The organism is Cryobacterium sp. TMT2-42-4, assembly GCF_004402645.1.
Classification (GTDB): Bacteria; Actinomycetota; Actinomycetes; order Actinomycetales; family Microbacteriaceae; genus Cryobacterium; species Cryobacterium sandaracinum.
The window spans coordinates 140435-158508 of record NZ_SOFT01000022.1 but is presented as its reverse complement, the minus strand read 5'-3'; the positions used below and the strand labels follow the sequence as shown (position 1 = coordinate 158508).

The 18074-nt window shown below is 69.5% G+C and carries 17 protein-coding genes; 10 read left to right on the top strand and 7 right to left on the bottom strand.

Translation table 11 applies throughout. The features are described from left to right. Position 1 precedes the first annotated feature (1 nt). Complete coding sequence (locus E3O18_RS07260; RefSeq protein ID WP_134417800.1) at positions 2-1318, bottom strand: glycosyltransferase; 1317 nt, start codon at positions 1316-1318, stop codon at positions 2-4. Beyond that, the gene (locus E3O18_RS07255) at positions 1315-3555 is read right to left on the bottom strand and encodes a glycosyltransferase (protein ID WP_134394469.1); all 2241 of its coding nucleotides are present in this window, start codon (positions 3553-3555) and stop codon (positions 1315-1317) included. The genes E3O18_RS07260 and E3O18_RS07255 overlap by 4 nt, the downstream gene beginning before the upstream one ends. Positions 3556-3648: 93 nt before the next feature. Between E3O18_RS07255 and E3O18_RS07250 the strand changes: the two genes are divergently transcribed. Both E3O18_RS07250 and E3O18_RS07245 read left to right on the top strand, forming a co-directional pair. Beyond that, the gene (locus tag E3O18_RS07250; protein WP_134417799.1) at positions 3649-5964 is read left to right on the top strand and encodes an FdhF/YdeP family oxidoreductase; all 2316 of its coding nucleotides are present in this window, start codon (positions 3649-3651) and stop codon (positions 5962-5964) included. Beyond that, positions 5961-7349 (top strand): phosphatase PAP2 family protein, encoded by a 1389-nt coding sequence (locus E3O18_RS07245; protein ID WP_174722067.1) that lies wholly within the window; start codon positions 5961-5963, stop codon positions 7347-7349. Before E3O18_RS07250 ends, E3O18_RS07245 begins: the two co-directional genes overlap by 4 nt. On the opposite strand, the gene fdhD is transcribed toward E3O18_RS07245, so the two are convergent. The 3 genes from fdhD to fdhA all read right to left on the bottom strand — a co-directional run bounded on the left by fdhD (position 7346) and on the right by fdhA (position 10588). Continuing rightward, the gene (gene fdhD / locus E3O18_RS07240; RefSeq protein WP_134394471.1) at positions 7346-8206 is read right to left on the bottom strand and encodes a formate dehydrogenase accessory sulfurtransferase FdhD; all 861 of its coding nucleotides are present in this window, start codon (positions 8204-8206) and stop codon (positions 7346-7348) included. The two genes, E3O18_RS07245 and fdhD, sit on opposite strands and share 4 nt — an antisense overlap. 6 nt (positions 8207-8212) lie before the next feature. Beyond that, entirely contained in the window at positions 8213-9241 is a 1029-nt protein-coding gene (gene moaA, locus E3O18_RS07235) for a GTP 3',8-cyclase MoaA (RefSeq protein WP_134394472.1), read from the bottom strand. Between the two features lie 132 nt (positions 9242-9373). After that, entirely contained in the window at positions 9374-10588 is a 1215-nt protein-coding gene (fdhA, locus tag E3O18_RS07230) for a formaldehyde dehydrogenase, glutathione-independent (protein WP_134394473.1), read from the bottom strand. 191 nt (positions 10589-10779) lie between these two features. Between fdhA and E3O18_RS07225 the strand changes: the two genes are divergently transcribed. The 8 genes from E3O18_RS07225 to E3O18_RS07190 all read left to right on the top strand — a co-directional run bounded on the left by E3O18_RS07225 (position 10780) and on the right by E3O18_RS07190 (position 16984). Then, on the top strand, positions 10780-12030 hold the full coding sequence (locus E3O18_RS07225; protein ID WP_134394474.1) for a ThiF family adenylyltransferase: 1251 nt from the start codon (positions 10780-10782) through the stop codon (positions 12028-12030). Positions 12031-12032: 2 nt separating this feature from the next. Then, positions 12033-13331: a gephyrin-like molybdotransferase Glp gene (glp, locus tag E3O18_RS07220; protein WP_134394475.1), complete on the top strand. Its 1299-nt coding sequence runs from the start codon at positions 12033-12035 to the stop codon at positions 13329-13331. Beyond that, positions 13328-13825 carry a cyclic pyranopterin monophosphate synthase MoaC gene (gene moaC, locus E3O18_RS07215; protein ID WP_134394476.1) on the top strand — a complete coding sequence of 166 codons (498 nt, stop codon included), beginning with the start codon at positions 13328-13330 and terminating at the stop codon, positions 13823-13825. The genes glp and moaC overlap by 4 nt, the downstream gene beginning before the upstream one ends. A gap of 2 nt (positions 13826-13827) precedes the next feature. Next, positions 13828-14511: an NTP transferase domain-containing protein gene (locus E3O18_RS07210; protein ID WP_241976664.1), complete on the top strand. Its 684-nt coding sequence runs from the start codon at positions 13828-13830 to the stop codon at positions 14509-14511. Positions 14512-14517: 6 nt separating this feature from the next. Continuing rightward, positions 14518-14805, top strand: a complete 288-nt coding sequence (locus tag E3O18_RS07205; RefSeq protein ID WP_134394477.1) for a DUF6457 domain-containing protein — start codon at positions 14518-14520, stop codon at positions 14803-14805. After that, entirely contained in the window at positions 14805-15044 is a 240-nt protein-coding gene (locus E3O18_RS07200; protein ID WP_104170174.1) for a MoaD/ThiS family protein, read from the top strand. The genes E3O18_RS07205 and E3O18_RS07200 overlap by 1 nt, the downstream gene beginning before the upstream one ends. A gap of 131 nt (positions 15045-15175) precedes the next feature. Further along, positions 15176-16501, top strand: coding sequence for an MFS transporter (locus tag E3O18_RS07195; RefSeq protein ID WP_134394478.1), 1326 nt, complete (start codon positions 15176-15178; stop codon positions 16499-16501). Positions 16502-16516: 15 nt separating this feature from the next. Next, the gene (locus E3O18_RS07190) at positions 16517-16984 is read left to right on the top strand and encodes an SRPBCC domain-containing protein (protein WP_134394479.1); all 468 of its coding nucleotides are present in this window, start codon (positions 16517-16519) and stop codon (positions 16982-16984) included. Between the two features lie 403 nt (positions 16985-17387). Here E3O18_RS07190 and E3O18_RS07185 read toward each other — a convergent pair whose 3' ends face one another. Both E3O18_RS07185 and E3O18_RS07180 read right to left on the bottom strand, forming a co-directional pair. Further along, the gene (locus tag E3O18_RS07185) at positions 17388-17639 is read right to left on the bottom strand and encodes a hypothetical protein (protein ID WP_134394480.1); all 252 of its coding nucleotides are present in this window, start codon (positions 17637-17639) and stop codon (positions 17388-17390) included. Next, complete coding sequence (locus E3O18_RS07180; RefSeq protein WP_134394481.1) at positions 17623-17922, bottom strand: DUF2231 domain-containing protein; 300 nt, start codon at positions 17920-17922, stop codon at positions 17623-17625. The genes E3O18_RS07185 and E3O18_RS07180 overlap by 17 nt, the downstream gene beginning before the upstream one ends. Positions 17923-18074 lie beyond the last annotated feature (152 nt).

Sequence of the window (18074 nt, the reverse complement as noted above, 5' to 3'; positions counted from 1 at the left end):
CCTACAGCTCGACCGGCACCGCCAGCAGCGCCGCGTACGCGCGTTTGGACCCGGCCCCACCCTGCAGCGAGGAACTCAACCGGTCCAGGCTTTGCCGGGCGTCCCCGTCGAGCGCGAGCAGTTCGGCTATTCCTGCCCGAAGCTCCTCAGCCGTAGCCGTGTTGGGCGCGAGGGACAGCCCGAATCCGCACCGCTCGACCGCGGCTGCCCCGGCGAACTGGTCGGTGGAGAAGGGCAGCAGCAGCAGTGGCACCCCCGAGGTCATCGCCTCGGTGACACTGTTGTTGCCGCCGTGCGACACCGCCAGCGCCGAGCGCGCCAGCACGGTGACCTGCGGCAGGAACGCGCGCACGAGCCAGGAGTCGGGGATCGGCCCGAGCTCCGCGGGATCGGTGGCACCGGTGGCGACGGCCACCCGCACGTCGAGTGGGGCAAGCGCCTCGGCCACCCGGGCGAGAACATCCCCGCGCACCGACAGGAAGCTGCCGAAACTGACATAGACGATGGGCCGGTCACTGTCGGCGGCGAGCCAGGCGTTCACCTCGTCGTCGGCGGCCTCGTTGCGCACGGCGGAGCCGAGGAACGCGTGCGCCGGCAGCAACTCGCCACGTGCGGCGTCGTGCAGTTCGACCGGATAATTGAGCAGCAGGATGTCCCCGCACTCCTTGAACGCATCCGGGCTCGGCAGCGCGTCCGGGTCGAGAACCCGCAGGGCGTCGTTCCACTGGGTGGTGAACGCATCCCGCACGCTCTCGCAGGTCGCCAGGAGTGCGCCGAGGTCGCCGCTGTCCGGCGCGAAGGCGAGCGGCCACTCCGGCGGGAAACCGTAGACCTCCGCGCCCACGGGCAGCGCCGACGGGTGGCCGAGCACCACATCGGCGTGACGGATGCCCGCACTCACCAGTCCGAGGCGCGCACTGAACGCCAGGTGATCGACGATCACGTGGTCGGGTTGCACCTCGGCCACGATGAGCTGTACCGCGCGGGCCACCTCCACCGGGTTCCAGAGCAGGTCGCTGCTGCGTGCCTCGGCCTGGAAACAGAGCGTTTCCACCATACCGAGCCGGGTGGCGTCGAAGAACCCGCGGAGAGCGTCGTCCTCGCCCGTCGGCTGTTCCTCGGCGCGGATCGTGCCGGGGTTCGAGCCGCGGCCCAGTCGCAGGTGCACGCGCTCGAATCCGAACGCGGCCACGATGTCGGCGGTGGCCGGACCGCTGGCCACCACGACGCGTTCACCGGCCTCCAGCCACGCGGTGCCCAGAGTGGCCAGCGGGAACAGGTGGGAGGCGTAGTCCGGGCTGATGATCAGCAGCGTCATGAAACGCCCACCAGGTACGCGCCCGACTCGTTCGTGTCGGCCACGTCGCGGTAGACCCGGGTCAGCGTCTCAGCCATGGCCTGGATCGTGAAGGAACGCGACACCATTTCTCCGGCCCGGTTCGCGTACTCCGGTCCGAGGGGGCCGGCAGCCAACTCGAGTGCGGCGCTGATCCCGCCCGCCAGGGCCGTCCGGTTGCCGGTGTCGACGAGGAAACCCGTCACTGCGTGCTCCACATAGGTGGCCGGGCCGCCGGAATTCGGGGCGACGACGGTCAGCCCGGTCGCCATGGCCTCAAGCAGGGCGATGCCGAATTCCTCCTTCATGCTCGCGCAGACATACGCCCCATTGGGGGCCGCCAATCCGGGCCGGCCGTACCGGGCCGCGGCCAGCCAGTGCGCCACGGTGTCGTTTGTACGGTGCCCGGCGAGCAGCAGGCCCTGGCCGGCCGCATCGGCGAGGTCGACGACCGCGGCCATCTGGTCCAGCTGGCTTTTCTCGTCGAGGGAGGGAGAATTCAGGTCCCCACCGAGGATGAGCAGGTTGCAGCGGGCGCGCAGGTCGGCATCCGCGGCCCACGCCTGAACCAGGGCCGCCATGCCCTTGACGCGGTGCAGGCGTCCGACGGTGACGGCGAGCGGAAGCCCGCGCCGGCTCGGCGGGAGGGTGGTGAGCAGGTCGTCCAGTTCGGCTAGCGCCGCTGCGCCCGCTGCGCCCGCCGCGCTGGTCGCGCCGGTCGCGCCGGGGGCTGCGTGCGCGGTGGTTGGGTCGGCCGTGAGGCGGGCATCCGCCAGTGCACGCTCGATCACGGCGACGTCGATGCCCTCCGCGATCACGGAGTGGCGTTCCGGATGCTGCCGGATATCGATTCCCACAAGGTCGCGCATGTCACGCCGCAGCTCGGGCCTCGGGAAGAGAACGGTGTGCGCGGCATCCGCGGCCAGCCGCTGCACGAGCCGGGCCCGGAACCAGAAGTGCTCGGTCTCGTCGACCGTGCCGAAGTTCGCCCGGGTGAGCACCCCGGAACCGTCGAGGGAGTGGATGACGCTGTGCGGGTCGGGGGCCACCGTGAACACGATCGGAATGTCGAGCTCGCGGGCGACGGTGGAGGCGGCCAGCGTGCCGATGTCGGCCATTCGCAGGTGGATCGCGTCGACGGTGCCGGCGGCGCGCAGAATGCGACGGATGCCGCGCTGCGTCGCAATCCGCCGCGGCCAGGCATCGACCGAGGCGACGGGTTCGCCCAGGAAGGGCACGGTCGCGAAGGCGTGCTCCGCGACGGAAGACCCGACCTCGGACAGGGAGGTGAGTGCGCCGGCGAAGCTGCCGCGGGAGAGGGTGAGTACCCGTTCCACGGAGCCGCCGCGCTCACGGCCGCCGCTGCCACCGCTGCCACCCCCGGAGACGAGCGCGTCGCCCAGGCGCACCAGCAGCGTGGCGATACCGCCATTGTCGCCGGCCCCCACCTGGCTGAGTTCGCGGTCGATGTCGGCGTGCAGGAAGAGTTGGGCCACCGTCAGCCCCTGGCTCCACGGTGGGCGCGGGTAGGCCGGCACAGTCAGGTCGATCAGGGCGAGCCGAGCCACGTCGGCAAGCACGCCGCTGCCCTGCGACAGGTCGCTCACGATACGGATGTTGGCCTCGTTCGGACCGAGGTCGCCGAGGGCCGCGATCGCCGCCGCACGCACCGCGTTCGGCTCGGACGAGTCGACGGCGACCCGGCGCAACAGCCGTTCGGGGATGCGCCCGGCGATGAGACCCATCGTTTCGACCAGGCGGGTGCGGGCGCCGCACTCGTGCACGCCGATCAGGGTGCCCTCGAGGGCGAGCGCCACATGCACCGGCACCGACGAGCTCCACTGCTCCAACGTGCGCTGGGCGATCATGCCGGAGAAGCCACCGTCGACCACCATGCTCAGCAGTCCGGAGATCGCCTCGAACCGGGGCAGCCGGGCGCCGAACGCCCAGGCCGTGTGTTCGCGGATGAAGAGGGAGTCATGGGTGATCAGCGACACGAGCACGTCATCCGCGGACTCGTCGAACACCTGGCCGAGCGAGTGGATGGCCGCAATCGCGGTCAGCTGGTCCCCCGGGTCGGTCGCCGCCTGCGCGAGCAGGCGCACGGCGCGGATGCCGCCGTCCCGGCTCGCCGCGATGGTCAGGTCGTCGGCGCAGCGGATGCCGTCCAGGATCGACCGGGTCTGCCGCATCGTGTCCAGCGTCGTGTGAGTTCCCACGGTGCCCTCTCTGTCTCCTGCAACAAGCAGTCCGATCCGAACATACACGCGGCCGATGTCGGAACGCCCTGTGGAATGGAGCAAAATGGTCACATGACACGACGCGCTCCGATCGAAGACATCAACGAAGACAATTTGGTCGTCACGAAGCCGAAGAAGTCCGCGGCCGGAGTGGAAGCGGTTCTGGTGGCGCTCGATCGCGGGTTCGCGCAGGCCGGCGTTCCCCGCACGGCGAAGGCGCTGCTGCGCCTCAACCAGCGCGACGGCACCGACTGCCCGGGCTGCGCGTGGCCGGAGTCGCAGGGCCACCGCAAGACCGCGGAGTTCTGTGAGAACGGCGCCAAGGCCGTCGCCGAGGAGAGCACCCTGCGCACCGTGACGCCGGCGTTCTGGGCCGAGCACTCGATCGAGGAGCTCGCCACGAAGACCGAGTACTGGCTCGGCAACCAGGGCCGCATCACGCATCCGGTGGTCATCCGTCCCGGCGACACGCACTACTCTCAGATCTCCTGGAACGAAGCCTTCGAGCTCATCGGCGAGCGGATCCGAGCCACCGTTCCCGACCGCACGGTCTTCTACACCTCGGGACGCACCGCCAACGAGGCGGCGTTCCTCTACCAGCTGTTCGCCCGCTCGATCGGCACGAACAACCTGCCCGACTGCTCGAACATGTGCCACGAGTCCTCCGGAAGCGCCATGAACGCCACCATCGGCATCGGCAAGGGCACCGTTTCGCTCGAGGACATCCACCAGGCCGAGCTGATCCTCGTCGTCGGCCAGAACCCGGGCACCAACCATCCGCGGATGCTGTCGGCCCTCAAGGAGTGCAAGGACAACGGCGGCCGGGTCGTCGCCGTCAACCCGCTGCCCGAGGCCGGATTGTTCAATTTCAAGGATCCCCAGTCGGTCTCCGGCCTGATCGGCGACGGCACGGCACTCGCTGACGAGTACCTGCAGATCAAGGTCGGCGGCGACCTGGCCCTGTTCCAGGCCCTCGGCCACCTGCTGCTCGAAGCGGAGGAGCGCGTCCCCGGCTCCGTCGTCGACGCGGAGTTCGTCGCGGCGAACACCCAGGGCCTCGACGAGTACCGGGCCGCCCGCACGACCATCGATTGGGCCGAGACGGAGAAGGCCACCGGGCTCACCGCGGTGGAGATCTCCACCGTCGCGCAGATGATGATCGACTCCACGGCCACGATCATCTGCTGGGCGCTCGGACTCACTCAGCAGCCGCACTCGGTCAACACGCTCAAGGAGATCATCAACCTGCTCCTGCTGCAGGGGAACTTCGGTAAGCCGGGCGCCGGTGCCTGCCCGGTGCGCGGCCACTCCAACGTACAGGGCGACCGCACCATGGGCGTCTGGGAGAAGCCCAAGGAACCGATGCTCGCCGCGCTGGACAAGGAATTCGGCATCGAGTCCCCCCGCACGCACGGCCTCGACTCGGTGGATACCGTCGCGGCCTTCGAGAACGACGACGTCGACGTGTTCGTGTCGATGGGCGGCAACTTCGCCCTCGCCTGCTCCGACACCGTGGCCCTCGAGGCGGCAATGCAGCGCGTGGGCCTGACCGTGCACGTGTCGACCAAGCCCAACCGGTCGCACATCATGCACGGCACGACCTCGCTGATCCTGCCGACGCTGGGGCGCACCGACACCGACGACAAGCACCCGGGTGGTCGCCAGGTGCTCTCGGTCGAGGACTCCATGTCGGTCGTGCGCACCACGCAGGGGCGTCTCGACCCGGTCTCCGAGCACTTGCTCGCCGAGCCCGTCATCGTCGCCCGGATGGCCAGCGCCACCCTCGGCGACGACCACGTGATCGACTGGAAGGCGATGGCCGACGACTACGACGTCATCCGTGATCGCATCTCGCGGGTGCTCCCGGGCTTCACCGATTTCAACGCGCGCCTCAAGACGAAGAACGGTTTCGTACTGCCCAACCCGCCCCGGGACACCCGCAGCTTCGCCACCGACATCGGCCGGGCCCGGTTCACGGTCAGCCCGCTCGAATACCTCACCCCACCGGCCGGCCACCTGATCCTGCAGACCATGCGCAGCCACGACCAGTACAACACCACGTTCTACGGGCTGGATGACCGCTACCGCGGCATCTCCGGCGGCCGCCGGGTCATCCTGATCCACCAGGACGACGCCACCGAGCTGGGCTTTGCGGACCGCGACATGGTCGACGTGATCAGCACTTTCCAGGGCGAGGAGCGGCGCGCCAACGAGTTCCGCCTGGTGGTCTACCCCACCCCGCGGGGCTGCGCGGCCGCGTATTTCCCCGAGGCGAACGCCCTGATGCACCGCGAGCTCGTGGCCCGGGAGTCGAACACCCCCGGTTACAAGGCCATGTCCGTGCGGTTCATCACCCACGAGGCAGCGAAGTCAGCACCGCTGACGTGAGCCGGGGCGTGAACCCGGGCGCGGGGGCACAGCGCGTCACCCACTGGTGGCCGCTGCTCTCCGGGCTGGTCGCCGTCGCGCTGGCGGTGGGTCTGGGCCTGGTCATCTCCCGGAACGGCAGGCCGTTCGCCCTGGACACGGAGTGGATGATCGCGGTGTCCGGCAATCGAGCACCGGTGTGGGATTCCCTCGCCCTCGTGATGAACAGCCTGGGCGGCGGTCTCACCGGCTCCGTCGTCGCGCCCGGCCTGCTCATCGGCCTGCTCCTGTTCCTCAAGCGCCCGCGGGCCGCGGGCTTCGCCCTCGCGGTAACCGTGATCTCCGGTGCCGCCGTGCACCTTCTCAAGTGGCTGTTCGGCCGGGCCCGCCCGGCCGGACTCGAAGATCTGTTGGTCAGGGTTGATTTCGGGTCGTTCCCCTCCGGCCATGTCGCCAATGCGGCGACGCTGGCGATAATCCTGGCGCTGCTCTTCCGGTTCTGGTGGGTGTGGCTGGCCGGCGCGCTGTACACGGCGCTGATGATGCTCAGCCGCACCTACCTGGGCGCACACTGGCTGACCGACACCGTCGGGGCGGCACTGCTCGGCATCGGGATCGCGGTGGCCGTCTGGGCTCCCCTGGCCGTGACACTCGATCGCGAACGCCGGCGCAGCCGCGCGTCGCATCCGTGGCGCACGTTCCACGACCGGTACGTCGTCGAGAGGTGGGAACTCACTGCCCGGTCCCGCCGCATGCTCCGGGTCACCGCGATCGCCTGCCTGGGTTCCGGCGCCGTCTTCTTCACGCTCACGCTGCTGAGTGTGCTGAGCGGCGGAGGCGTCACCGCGATCGACCTCCCCGTGCAGGAGTGGCTGCTGGAGGCCCGCTCCCCCGTTCTGACGACCGTGATGGTGGTGCTGGCGGTCGTATTCGGGCCGGTCGCGCTGCCCCTGATCGTGCTGGTCGTGTGCGTCGGCTGGGGTCTTCTCACCCGGCACGCCTGGCGCGCGCTGCTGCTCGCCGGTGCCATGGCAAGCGGCGTGGTGCTGGCCCAAGTCATCGGACGCACGGTCGGCCGCGAGCGGCCGCCGATCGACCTGATGCTGTTCGGCACGGACCTCACGTTCTCGTTCCCCTCCGGTCACGTGCTGGGTGCATCCGACTTCCTGCTGGTGACCGCCTACCTTCTGCTTTCGCGCCGTTTCAGCATGCGGGCCACCGCCGCCGCCCTCAGCGTCGCCGTGGTCGGCATCGTGCTGGCGGCCCTCAGCCGCCTGTACCTCGGCTACCACTGGACCACGGATGCCCTGGCCTCCGTTTCGATCTCCCTGGTGGTGGTGGGTTGCGTGATCGCGGTCGACACCTGGCGCACCGGGCGGGTGGTCGAACCCGCGGAGCGCGGCTAGCCGGGAACGCTCTGCGGCGTCCGCTCGCCGCTCGTGATGCGTTCCGCCCCGGCGTAGATCACCATGGAGTCGCCGCGCAGAAAACCGACCACCGTCATGCCTACCTCGTCCGCGAACTCGGCGGCCAGCGACGACGGCGCCGACACGGCGGCGAGCACCGGAATCCCGGCCATCAGCGCCTTCTGCGCCAGTTCGAAGCTCGCCCGGCTCGACACCATCAGCACCGTGCCGGTGAGCGGGAGCAGGTCTTCCTTCAGCGCCCAGCCGACGACCTTGTCGACCGCGTTGTGGCGGCCGACGTCTTCGCGCAGCACCAGCATCCGCCCGGTGGTCCCGTCGAAGAGGGCGGCCGCATGGATGCCTCCGGTCTTCTCGAAAACGTCCTGGGCGGCGCGCAAGACCTCGGGGAAGCGCGTCAGGAGCTCTGCGTCGACCTGAAGCGGGTCAGCCGTCACCGGGAACGCCGACTTCGTGCGCACGGCGTCGATGCTGGCCTTGCCGCAGAGCCCGCAGGAACTCGTCGTCAGGAACGACCGCTCCAGGCTCGGGTCGGGCGGTGTGACCCCGGGCGCGAGCGACACGTCGAGCACGTTGTAGGTGTTCACGCCCTCGACGGTGGCGCCGGCGCAGTACCGGGCCGTGGAAAAGTGCTCGTTCCGGGTGATGACGCCCTCCGACACCAGGAACCCGGCGGCGAGGTCGAAATCGTTGCCGGGGGTTCGCATCGTGACAGCGAGGGAGCGGCCGTTCACGCGGATCTCGAGTGGCTCTTCGACCGCCAGCACGTCTTCCCGGCTGGTGGGATTCTCGCCCACCGTGAGTCGAACGACCTTGCGCCTGACCGTGATCCTGCTCATCTGGATTCACCCACCGATGTACGACATTTCGATTCTCTTCTTGCCGGATGCGCGCAGCCGGCCGGTCTCGGCGCTGCGCAGCTCCGAATAGCGGTCCGTGCGCTCTCGCCAGATCTGCTTCAGCACCTCAGCCAGCTGCTCATCGGTGCAACCGCCGCGCATCAGGGCACGCAGGTCGTGTCCCTCGGTCGCGAACAGGCAGGTGAACAGCTTGCCGTCGGTGGAGACCCGCGCCCGCGAGCAGGAATGGCAGAACGACTGGGTGACACTGGAGATCACGCCGATCTCCCCCTCGCCGTCGCGGTAGCGCCACCGGCGGCTGGTCTCACCGGTGTTGTTGGGGGCCACCTCGTCGACAGGCAATTGCGCGTTGATGCGGGCCACGACCTCGGCCGAGGGCACCACGTCACCCATCTCCCAGCCGTTGCTTGAGCCCACGTCCATGAACTCGATGAACCGGAGGATGTACGGGGTGCCCTTGAAGTGGCGCGCCATGGCAACGATGTCCTGATCGTTCTGCCCGCGCTTGAGCACCATGTTGATCTTGATCGGGCCGAGCCCGACCGAGTGGGCCACGTCCAGGCTGTTCAGCACCTTGGCGACGGGGAACTTCACGTCGTTCATCGCCTGGAACGTGGCGTCGTCGAGCGAATCCAGCGACACCGTGACGCGCTTCAGCCCGGCGTCCTTCAGAGCCTGAGCCTTCAGCGCCAGCACCGAACCGTTGGTGGTCATCGCGATGTCGATCGGGCGGCCGTCCGGGGTGCGGAGCGCCGCCAGCATCGCCACCAGTTCTTCGATCCCTTTGCGCAGCAGCGGCTCACCGCCGGTGAGGCGGATCTTCTCGACCCCGTGCGCCACGCTGATCCGCGCCAGCCGGGTCATCTCTTCGAAGGAGAGCAGTTCGTCGCGTTCCATGAAAGCGAAGTCCTTGCCGAAGACCTCTTTGGGCATGCAGTACACGCAGCGGAAATTGCAGCGGTCGGTGACCGAGATGCGCAGATCGTGCAGCGGGCGTTGGAACTGATCAATCATGTCTCCACACTAACCGCCGCCCTCCGCGGCAACAGTCCCTCGGGACGGTGACAAATGCCCGGCCCGCAGCAGAACAGGACACCCGGCCGGGGCGAACCGCCGGCCGGGTGTCCTGTTACTGGTCGAACGCGCTCATTTGACGTACTGATTCGGGTTCAGCACGTACTTGATCGACTTGCCGGCGTCGAACTCGGCGTAGCCGCGCGGGGCATCCTCCAGGCTGATCGCCTGAGCGTTGACGGCCTTCGCGATCTGCACCTTGTCGTGCAGGATCGCCATCATCAGCGACCGATTGTACTTCATCACCGGGGTCTGACCGGTGGCGAAGGACAGGGACTTGGCCCAGCCGAGGCCCAGCCGGATGGACAACGAGCCGACCTTCGCCGCCTCGTCGACCCCGCCCGGGTCACCCGTGACGTAGAGGCCAGGGATGCCCAGGCCACCGCCGGCGGCCGTGACCGTCATCAGCGAGTTCAGCACCGTGGCCGGACGCTCCGTTCCGGCATCCTTGCCATGGCCGCGGGCCTCGAAGCCGACCGCGTCCACGCCGCAGTCGACCTCGGGCACACCCAGGATCTGCTCGATCTGATCCTGCGGTTCGCCCTTTCGCAGGTCGATGGTTTCGCAGCCGAAGCTGCGGGCCTGCGCCAGCCGCTCCTCATTGAGGTCGGCGACGATGACGACGGCGGCCCCGAGCAGCTGAGCGGATGCCGCCGCGGCCAGACCCACCGGGCCCGCGCCGGCGATGTACACGGTCGATCCGACCGCGACGCCCGCGCTGAACGCACCGTGGAAGCCGGTCGGGAAGATGTCCGAGAGCATGGTGAGGTCCATGATCTTCTCCAGCGCCTGGTCCCGGTCCGGGAACTTCAGGAGATTCCAGTCCGCGTACGGCACCAGCACGTACTCGGCCTGGCCGCCGACCCAACCGCCCATGTCGACGTAACCGTAGGCGCTGCCCGGGCGGTCGGGGTTGACGTTGAGACAGATACCGGTTTTGCGCTCCTTACAGTTGCGACACCGGCCGCAGGAGATGTTGAACGGCACCGAGACGATGTCGCCGACCTTGATGAACTCCACGTCGGGTCCGCATTCGACCACCTCGCCGGTGATCTCGTGGCCGAGGACGAGGTCCGACGGCGCGGTCGTGCGCCCGCGAACCATGTGCTGGTCCGAGCCGCAGATGTTGGTGGTGACCGTGCGGAGGATGACCCCGTGCGGCACCTTGCGGCCGACGTTCGCCGGGTTGACACCCGGACCGTCTTTCAGCTCGAAGGTCGGATAGTCGATGTCGATGACCTCGACGACACCCGGGCTCTTGTAGGCAACTGCTCTGTTCCCAGTCATGAAGTACCTTCCTAGTTCCTGTTTGCTTCCCTCACAGCGAGACCCGTCGGGCCGCGCGAGACTACATCGAAATTTCTCGTTGATGCCTGTTTCTCCTCTAGAGGACTCCATTGCGGCCTGAAATTCAAGGGGTGTGCTCAGATGACTGTTTTGGGTACCCACCGGGCGCTGCCAACGCTTACCGTGGAAGCATGGCCATTCCCCCTCTCGTCGAGCCGATCGCCCGCCTGAGCGGCGCCGAATCCGTTCGCACCGCCCGCCAACGCCGTCTGCCCCAGCTCAACGAGCTCGGCCAGCGCCGCCTCGCCAACGCCCGGGTGCTCGTGCTCGGCGCCGGCGGGCTGGGGTCCCCCGCGCTCATCTACCTGGCCGCGGCCGGCGTGGGAACGATCGGCATCGTCGACGGCGACGACGTCGAACCCAGCAACCTGCAACGCCAGATCGTGCACGGCCAGGCGGATGTCGGACGCTCCAAGGTGGTCAGCGCCGCCGAATCGATCGCCCAGATCGCGCCGGAGGCCGTGGTCGTGCAGCACGCCGAACGGCTCGACGCCGGCAACGCCGCCGCGATCATCGGCGGTTACGACGTGGTCATCGACGGCACCGACAACTTCCCCACCCGTTTCCTGGTCAACGACATCTGCGCGGCCCTGGGCCTGCCACTGGTCTGGGCATCCGTTCTCCGTTTCGACGCCCAGCTGTCGGTGTTCTGGGCAACCCCACCGGCCGAGAGCGGCCTCAGCGGGGTGCACCTGCGCGACCTGTTCCCGACCCCGCCCGCAGAGGGTGAGGTGCCCAACTGCGCCGAAGCCGGCGTGCTCGGTGCGCTTTGCGGCCAGGTGGGCTCGCTGATGGCCACCGAGGCGATCAAGCTGATCGCCGGTATCGGCACTCCGCTGATCGGGCGCGTGCTCGTGATCGACGCGCTCTCGGGCCGTTTCACCGAGGTGCCCCTGATCGGCACCGGCATCGCCGCCGCCGACCCGAACCCGGCAGCGACCCTCGCCACCGCCCGCGGCTCCGCGCAGACCGCCGCCGCTGAGGCCTGGCCGACGCTCACCCCGGTGGAGCTCGTGGCCCGGCTCACTGCCCGCGCCGAGGGAACCGACCCGTTCGTGCTGGTCGACGTGCGCGAGCCCGACGAGCACGCCGAGAGCGCCATCCCGGATGCCGTCCTGCTGCCTCTCGGCGACCTGCTCACCGAGGCCGGGATGGCCACCCTGCCGCGGGACGTGCCGCTGGTGCTGCACTGCCACCTGGGGCCGCGGGCCGAACGCGCCGCGATGGCCCTGGACGCGGCCGGCTTCACCGGCCTCACCCTGCTCGCCGGCGGGATCGTCGCCTGGGACGTTGCCGTCGCCGCACGCACCGCTCCCGGCCGGGGCAGCAAGTGGGCCGGCGACGCCGTGTCCAGCGATTCGATGACCACAGCGGGGAACTGACCATGACGGGGAACACGCACGAGCACACCCACGAGCACGACGTCGACGCGTGCGCCGTACCGTTCTCGGCCCGCAGCGTCGCCGACCAGCTCTCCTTCGTACTTGCCGCGGTCGCCCCGCTGCCGCCCGTGCTGGTCTCGCTTGACGAGGCGCTGGGCCTGATGCTGGCCGAAGATGTCCGGAGCGCCACGGACACACCTCCCTTCGACAATTCGGCCATGGACGGCTACGCCGTCCGGCGCGCCGACCTGCTGCAGGCCTCCGCCGAGCACCCGGTGACGCTGCCGGTGGTCGCCGACCTGGCGGCCGGAACCAGCCAGAACCCGCACCTGGAGACCGGCCAGGCGGCCCGGATCATGACGGGGGCGCCGCTTCCGGACGGGGCGGATGCCGTGGTTCCGATCGAAGACACCGATCAGGGCATCGACACGGTCACCGTCGTTCGGGCGCCGCAGCCGGCAGCGCACATCCGTCGCGCCGGCGAAGACGCCCACGCCGGCGACACCGTGCTCACCCGCGGCTCGGTGCTCTGGCCGACCCGGGTTGCCGCGGCCGCCAGCGCCGGCACCTCGTCACTCCGGGCGCACCCGGCTCCGCGCGTCGCCGTGATCTCCACCGGGAGCGAGCTCGTCACCCCCGGCGAACCCACCCGGCGCGGCCAGATCCCCGACTCCAACTCCTATCTCCTCGCGTCGGCCGTCGCCGCGGCCGGCGGGGTGCCGATCCGGCTCGGCGCGGTTCCCGACGACGAGAACACGCTCCGCGGCCTGCTGGCCGGCCTCGCCGGCACGGTCGACGCCATCGTGCTCTCCGGCGGGGTGAGCGTCGGCGCCTACGACGTCGTCAAGGCCGTGCTCGCCCCGCTCGGCACCGTACGGTTCGGGCCGGTCAAGATGCAGCCGGGCAAGCCTCAGGGTTTCGGCCGCTGGCCGGCCGACGACAATGCAGTCGAGGGACCGCTCATCTTCGCCCTCCCCGGCAACCCGGTCAGCGCCTTCGTGTCCTTCGAGGTGTTCGTGCGGCCGGCCCTGCGCCGCCTCGGCGGGCACATCGACATCTTTCGCCCGACGATCTCGGCGACCGCCGGGGAGAGCTGGGACTCCCCGCCCGGCCGTGCCCAGTACATGCCAGTGACCGTCGAGGGCCTCGGAATCCGCAGCGTGGTCCGCCGGTCCGCCGCGGGCGGGTCGGGATCCCACCTCGTCGCCGGGCTTGCTCAGGCCGTCGGGCTGGCCATCGTGCCGGAAAACGTGACGCGGATTGTCGAGGGTGACCGCGTCACTGTCATGCTGTTGACATGAGCATCCGCGACCTGTCCGCACATCCCTTCACGCATCTCGACTCCTCCGGCCAGGCCCGCATGGTCGACGTCACCGAGAAGCAGCCCACCGTGCGCAGCGCCACCGCCGCCGGCTTCGTGGCCTGCGGCCCGACGGTCATCTCGGCCCTTCGCGACGGCAGCACCCCCAAGGGCGATGTGCTCGCCGTGGCCCGCATCGCCGGCATCCAGGGTGCCAAGAAGTGCGCCGACCTGCTCCCCCTCGCGCATGTGATCGGGGTGCACGGCGCCGCCGTCGACCTCGTCATCGAAGACACCGGGGTGCGCGTCACGGCCACCGTGCGCACGGCCGACCGCACCGGCGTCGAGATGGAGGCGCTAACCGCCGTGTCGGTCGCCGCCCTCGCCGTGGTCGATATGGTCAAAGGCCTCGACAAGTCCGTTTGGATCGAGAACGTGCGCCTCATCACGAAGACCGGAGGGAAGTCCGGCGACTGGCACCGCCCGAACGAGTAGCGATGACCCGAGCAGCCGTGAGCGTCGACCTGATCGTGCTTGCGGGCGGGCGCGCCCGGCGCCTCGACGGCGCGGTCAAGCCCGCGGTCGAGGTGGCCGGGCGCACGCTGCTCTCCCGGGTGCTGGACGCCCGCGGACTCGCCCGGAACGTCGTCGTGGTCGGGCCGGAGGCGGCCCGTGCGGCCGTCCCGGCCGACGACACGGCCGAGCTGACCTGGACGCTCGAAGATCCCCCGTTCGGCGGCCCGGTCGCCGGCATCGTGGCGGGCCTCGCGGCGCTCGAGCACGGGGCCGCGTCCGGGGCCGCGGACTGGGTGCTCCTGCTGGCCTGCGACCTGCCGTGGGCAGCGGATGCCGCCCGCCTACTGGTGCCGGCGGCGTCCGACCCGGGGCTGCCGGCATCCGTTCACGGCCTGCACCTGGTCGACGCGGGCGGCCGCGCGCAGTGGCTCGCGGGGATCTATCGTCTGGCGCCGCTGCGGGCGGCCGCGCACCGGCTCGGCGCCGACGCCCACGGCGCCAGCATGCGCGGACTGCTGGCCCCGCTCGAGCTGCGGGGCGTCCGCGACCAGAACGGCGAGGGGAGCGACGTGGACACATGGCAGGATGTGGAGAGGAGTTCCGCACTGCTGACCAGCACCCCACCGCGGAGCAATCCGACCGCGGAGCAATCCGATCAGGAGTGATACCCAATGAGCACCTCTACCCCGCTTCCCCCTGAGGCTCTCGACGAGTGGCTCGTGGCCCTCGCCGCCGCACTCGGCCTGGATCCGGCCGACATCCCCGTGGGCACGCTGCTCGACGTGGCCCGCGACGTGGCCCACAACGTGGCCCGGCCCGCCGCCCCGCTGAGCACGTTCCTGGTCGGTCTGGCCGCCGCCCGGAACGGCGGCACACCCGCCGCCATCGAGGCCGCCAGTGCGCTGGCCACCCGGCTCGCCCTCACCTGGTCGCCGGACCAGCCGGAGGCGACACGGTGATGGCGACCATCCGTTTCTTCGCCGCGGCAGCCGAATCCGCCGCCGCCGACGCGGCCGCGGTCGATGCCGCCACCATCGGCGACTTGCGCGCCCAGCTCACCAGCCTCTACGGCGACGAGTTCGAACGCATCCTCGGCCGGTGCTCCCTGCTCGTGAACGGCACGCGGGCGACGGATGACACGGTGCCGCTCTCCGGCAGCGACACCGTCGACGTGCTGCCGCCCTTCGCCGGCGGCTGACGCCCACCGATTTCGGTTTAGTTCGACCGAATCATTTTTCACGGCGTTCACGCGTTGTCGCATTTCCGCTGCACCGCGAGGGTGGAAGCTACGCGGGCCTGGTGCCCGGCAGCAACCAGCCGAGGAAGTCCATGTCAGTCGAAACGTCCCTACAGTTCGCCTCGAAACTCAAACCGGATCTGTCCAACTGGGACCCGGAGAATGACGAGACCTGGGATCCGGGGCTCGCCTGGCGCACGCTGTGGATCACCACCTTCAGCCTGACTCTGAGCTTCGCAACCTGGTACCTCGTCAGCGCGATCGCCCCGCGTCTGAACGACATCGGCTACTCCCTTGCACCCAGCCAGCTGTACTGGCTCGTCGCCCTTCCCGGGCTCGCCGGCGGCCTGCTGCGCCTGGTCTTCATGTTCCTGCCGCCGATGATGGGCACCCGCAACCTCGTCGCCATGTCGTCGGCCCTGCTCGTGATCCCGATGCTCGGCTGGACTCTCGCCGCCCGGGACACGTCCACGCCGTACTGGGTGCTGCTCTCCCTGGCGTTCGCGGCCGGCATCGGCGGCGGAACCTTCTCCGGTTTCATGGCGTCGACCAGCTACTTCTTCCCCAAACGCCTCGCCGGAACGGCTCTGGGCCTGCAGGCAGGCCTCGGCAACTTCGGCATCGGCCTGATGCAGCTGATCCTGCCCTGGGTCGTCGGATTCGGTCTACTCGGCACCGCCGCCCTCACCCCCCAGAGCAGTGCCGACGGCGACCTCGTCTGGCTGCACAACGGCGGGCTGGTGCTCATCCCCTGGGCTCTGCTTGCCGTCGTCCTGGCGGTGATGTACCTGCGCCGGGTGCCGATCACGGCGAATTTCCGCCAGCAGATGGACATCTTCGGGGTCAAGCACACCTGGATCATGACCGCCATCTACCTGATGAGCTTCGGCGCCTACAGCGGCCTGGCCGCCCAGATGGGCCTGATCATCCTCAACGTCTACGGCGACTTCCCGGATGCCCCAAACCCGCTGGCCTTCGCGTTCATCGGTCCCGTCCTCGGCGCCCTGGTGCGGGCGGCGAGCGGCCCGTTCTGCGACAGGTGGGGCGGCGCGATCTTCACGTTCATCGGCGGCCTCGGCATGGTGGCGGGAACTGCCCTCACCGCCTTCTTCCTCACGCCGACCAGCGTGGACGAGTTCTGGGGCTTCCTCACCGGCATGCTGATCATCTTCTTCTTCGCCGGGCTGGCGAACGCCGGAACGTTCAAGCAGATGCCGATGATCTTCCCGAAGCGTCAGGCCGGCGGAGCCATCGCCTGGACCTCCGCGATCGCGGCCTTCGGACCGTTCGTCGTGGGTATCTCGCTCACCATGATCAGCCCGACCGCGTTCTTCGCCGGCTGCGCCGTGTTCTGCGTGTTCTGCACCTGGCTCGCCTGGTTCTACTACGCCCGCAAGGGTGCTCCCTTCCCCAGCTAGCTGTACGCTACCCGCATGGACAAGCTGCACTTCACGATTCGAGTCGACGCACCCGTGCACACCGTCTGGACCACGATGCTCGACGAGTCCACCTACCGGGACTGGACCCGGGCGTTCCGCGAGGGTTCCCACTACGTCGGAAGCTGGGCGGAGGGCAGCACGATCCGCTTCCTCGCCCCCGGCGAAGATGCTGCCCACAACGGGCTGGTGGCCACGGTCGTCGAAAACCGGCCGGACGAGTTCATCTCCCTGGAAATCCACGGTGCAGTGTCCCGGGGCATCGACGACACCACGAGTGCTCACGCGCGGCGGTTCGCGGGCGCGCACGAGGACTACTCCTTCAGCGAGTCCGACGGGGTGACCACACTCGTGGTGGCCGTCGACACCGACGAGGAATTCACGGCCCTGTTCGCTGCGGATTGGCCCCGCGCCCTCGCGCGGCTCGCGGAGCTCGCCGAGGAACGGGCCGCCACCGCCGACTAGTCGCCCGGGTTTTGCCAGCCGTGGGCGATGACGGGACGGACTGGCGGTTCCGAGCCCCGAACGGAGCGGAGCGAGTGCTCGATGCCCGATCCGCACCAGCGCTGCTGCCCATCCGGCGGGGGCTGTGGCCAACTCAGGAGATCCGTCCGGTTTGGCCGAACATCCACACTGGTTCCGCACTGATCCGTGGCGGCCGGTGCATGCCGGCAACGGATGTCCTGAGTTGGCCACACACACACACACACAGAGACAGAGACACACGCGCGCGCGAACGGACCTAACCCACGGAAGAGTCGGCAGAGCCGGCAGAGTCAGGAGAGCCAGAATCTCCGCCGAGTGGGCCCGCGAGGTTGCCGCCGACCCGGGCGCCGCCAGCTCCGTGACCGACTGAGTTCAGGCCGGCTCAGTCGTCGTCTTCTCCCCCGGCGGGCGCCGGTGCTCCCCCGACCTCGGACCAGACGGCCGTCGCCCCGCTGTGACCGATGAGCACGGCCTGCACGGTGGTTCCCGTGGCGGCGACCAGCGCGGCCCCGGCCAGTACGATGGTCACCCACTTCGGGGCGCGGGCGACGGATGTCCGGCTGCCGAACTCCCGGTAGTTCCACCAGAGCAGAACGGCGGCGACCACGACCAGGGCGTCAACCCAGGGCGGCAACCCAGGGCAGCAGCCCTTCGGCCAGCTCGGAGTGGGTCTCGACCAACGCGGTCTCGGTGACCCGCTCTCTCAGCGCCTCCCCGGATTCGCGCGCCAGCGGCACGAGAACGAGCGCGGCCAATGCGAGGATCAGCGGCAGGAACTTCGCCCACCGGCGAAACCGGGGCCGGAGGGCCGCGACGACGACGACGAGGGCGGCCGTGGGAACGACGACTGCGGTGGCGTGCACCACGAGGGGGTGCACAGGTAAACCGAAGATGGTGTCGAGCAGCGCATCGAACATGTGTCTCCCTCTGGGGCATCCTCAGGCACGAATGTGGGCCCGCACTGGCAATGCTAGGCACCGGAGCGAAACCCCGCCATACAGCGCAGGCTTCGCTTACCAGCCCGAGTGCGGCGGGATCAAGACGCCCTCGATCGCCTGCAGGCGGCCGA